The organism is Arenimonas sp. (assembly GCF_044348765.1).
In the GTDB taxonomy this organism is placed as follows: domain Bacteria; phylum Pseudomonadota; class Gammaproteobacteria; order Xanthomonadales; family Xanthomonadaceae; genus Arenimonas.
This window is the reverse complement of record NZ_JBIKSE010000118.1, coordinates 1-2,664: the sequence shown is the minus strand read 5'-3', so window position 1 is coordinate 2,664 and position 2,664 is coordinate 1. Positions and strand designations below refer to the sequence as shown.

3 protein-coding genes are annotated in these 2,664 nt (G+C 48.4%); all 3 read left to right on the top strand.

Annotated features, from left to right (window positions below):
• A partial coding sequence (locus ACIQ0Q_RS09685; RefSeq protein WP_395772731.1) for a biotin/lipoyl-containing protein occupies positions 1–738 on the top strand: 738 nt, incomplete at its 5' end.
• On the top strand, positions 735–1,580 hold the full coding sequence (locus ACIQ0Q_RS09680) for a purine-nucleoside phosphorylase (protein ID WP_395772730.1): 846 nt from the start codon (positions 735–737) through the stop codon (positions 1,578–1,580). The genes ACIQ0Q_RS09685 and ACIQ0Q_RS09680, both read left to right, overlap by 4 nt.
• Positions 1,581–1,591: 11 nt before the next feature.
• Positions 1,592–2,664: phospho-sugar mutase (locus ACIQ0Q_RS09675; RefSeq protein WP_395772729.1), on the top strand; the 1,073-nt coding region annotated here is incomplete at its 3' end.

Genomic DNA, 2,664 nt, shown 5'->3' with positions numbered 1-2,664 from the left:
CGTGGACACTCGATTGAATTTAGAATCAACGGCGAAGATCCCGGCCGTTCTTTCTTGCCGGCACCAGGTCGCATTACCCAATGGGAGATTCCAACTGGGCCAGGAGTTCGTGTTGATGCTGGCTTCAGAAATGGTGATGTGATTGGCGGAAACTTTGATTCACTCCTTGCCAAGCTGGTTGTCACAGGAGCAACGCGTCAAGAAGCGATTGAGCGTTCTCGCAGAGCTCTCGATGAATTTCGTGTCGAAGGGCTGGCAACGGCACTTCCATTTCATCGAGCGATAGTTCGTGATCCTAAATTCACAGATGATTTTCATGTCTACACAAGTTATATCGAAAATGAATTTATCAATGAGATTCCGATGTATGCGCCAGTGGTAGCAGATATCAAAACGAATGCAGTCTCAGAGAAGTTGATTGCAGAGGTCAATGGAAAGCGATTTGAAATCCTCGTCCATGCACCGGAGCCAGTTGTTAAGCGCCACCGTGCCAAAGCTGCCTCAGCTGCTGGTGCCACCGGAGATGCCCTCTCAAGCCCAATGCAAGGCACTGTGGTCAAAGTTGCAGTTAAAGAGGGCGATAAGGTCGCAGCTGGTGATCTCATAATTGTTCTTGAGGCGATGAAGATGGAACAGCCACTAAACGCCCATAAAGATGGAGTAATCCGAGAATTGAAAGCTGTTGTTGGAGAGAGCGTTTCGAGCGGAACCGTTCTCTGTGAGATTATTCAGGCATGACCTCAACTGATTCTCGAGAAGATAACCTGCTTTACACAGATCCACTCGCCGCAGCAACAGAAGCTGCCTGCGAGATAGCCAAGCGGACCGGGGTCGCATCTCATGATGTCGCGCTGGTGATGGGATCGGGTTGGGTAACTGCTGTAGATGCTCTTGGTACTCCCGCTTATGAATGCGATGCGCATGAGATTACTGGATTTGCAGCTCCTGCCGTTGAAGGACATTCTGGCAAAGTTCGTTCTTATGAGATCAAGAGTGGTGATAAAACTATTCGCGCACTTGTCTTCTTGGGGCGTACCCATCTCTATGAAGGCAAAGGAATGGAACCTGTTGTTCATGGAGTTCGCACCGCCGTTAAGGCTGGGTGCAATGTTGTAATTCTTACCAACGCTTGTGGCGGAATAAATGCTAAGTACAAAGTTGGTGAACCCGTATTGATTCGTGACCATATCTCACTAACCGCGGCATCTCCACTTTCAGGTGCTACATTCGTTGATCTCACAGATTTATACAGCAAGCGCATTCGTGAAATTGTTAAGGTCGAAGATTCTTCACTGCAAGAAGGTGTTTACGTTCATTGGCGTGGCCCAACATATGAAACACCTGCGGAAATTTTAATGATGCGCACTATGGGTGCAGACCTTGTTGGAATGTCGACCGTGCCTGAGGCTATTGCAGCACATGCTCTTGGCGCTGAAGTTCTTGGCATATCACTCGTCTCAAATGCAGCCGCCGGCATGACTGGTGAAAAACTTAACCATGAAGAGGTAATTGCTGCTGGAAAAGCTGCCGCTAGCCGAATGGGCGAACTTCTTAAGAATGTAATTCCAAAGATAGTTTAAGAACGAATTTAATGATTAGAGCAGAGCTGCGAAGCGAGGTCGAGGCCTGGATTGCTGATGATCCTGATCCAGTAACCGCTGCACAGCTTCAGACATATCTCGATAATGACGACATCGCTTCGCTAAACCCACTCTTTAACGGCTTCTTGCAATTTGGAACCGCGGGCTTGCGTGGCCCAATCGGTGCTGGTCCATCATGTATGAACCGCGCTGTTGTTGGACGTACCGCCGCTGGCTTAGCTTCCTATATGAGCAAGCGCGGAATGAAGAAGGTCGTAATTGGCCGCGATGCTCGTTATGGGTCAGAGGATTACACCATTGAAAGTGCCGAGATTCTCAGCGGTGCTGGCATGGATGTCTATATTCTGCCGCGTCCGCTACCGACTCCTGTTCTGGCTTTTGCAACAGCACAGCTTGGTTGCGATCTGGGAATCATGGTGACAGCAAGTCACAATCCCCCGCAAGATAATGGCTATAAGGTTTATATCGGGCCTGATGCCGATGGAATTAAGTATGCCTCATCGCAAATTATCAATCCAACAGATGGGTTCATTGCCGACGAAATAACGGCAATCACCTCACTTAAATCACAACCGCGTGGAAACAAATGGACCGTACTTGGCGAAGATGTCATCACTGAATACATCAATCGCACAATAAAGATTGCGCCTCGTCCAGGTGATATCAAGATTGTTTATACCGCCATGCATGGTGTTGGAACCGAGATAGTGCAACGTGTTTTTAACCATGCAGGATTTGCAACGCTGATTTTAGTCGATGAGCAGTGCACGCCCGATCCCGATTTTCCAACAGTTGCTTTTCCAAATCCTGAAGAACCAGGTGCTATCGACCTAGCTCTGGCAAAGGCGAGAGATTTTGGTGCAGATTTAGTTATTGCAAATGATCCTGATGCCGATCGTTGCGCTGCAGCAGTGAATGACCCTGTTGTCGGTTGGCGTATGTTGCGCGGGGATGAACTAGGGGTCATCTTTGGTGAATGGATTGCCAGAAAACATCCATCGGGTACTTTCGGAAATTCGATTGTCTCTTCATCTGCGCTTCGAAAAATTGCCGCACATTACAA

Bases quoted from the DNA above. Each gene is read 5' to 3' on its own strand.
- ACIQ0Q_RS09680 (WP_395772730.1), top strand. From the start codon at position 735: ATGACCTCAACTGATTCTCGAGAAGATAACCTGCTTTACACAGATCCA.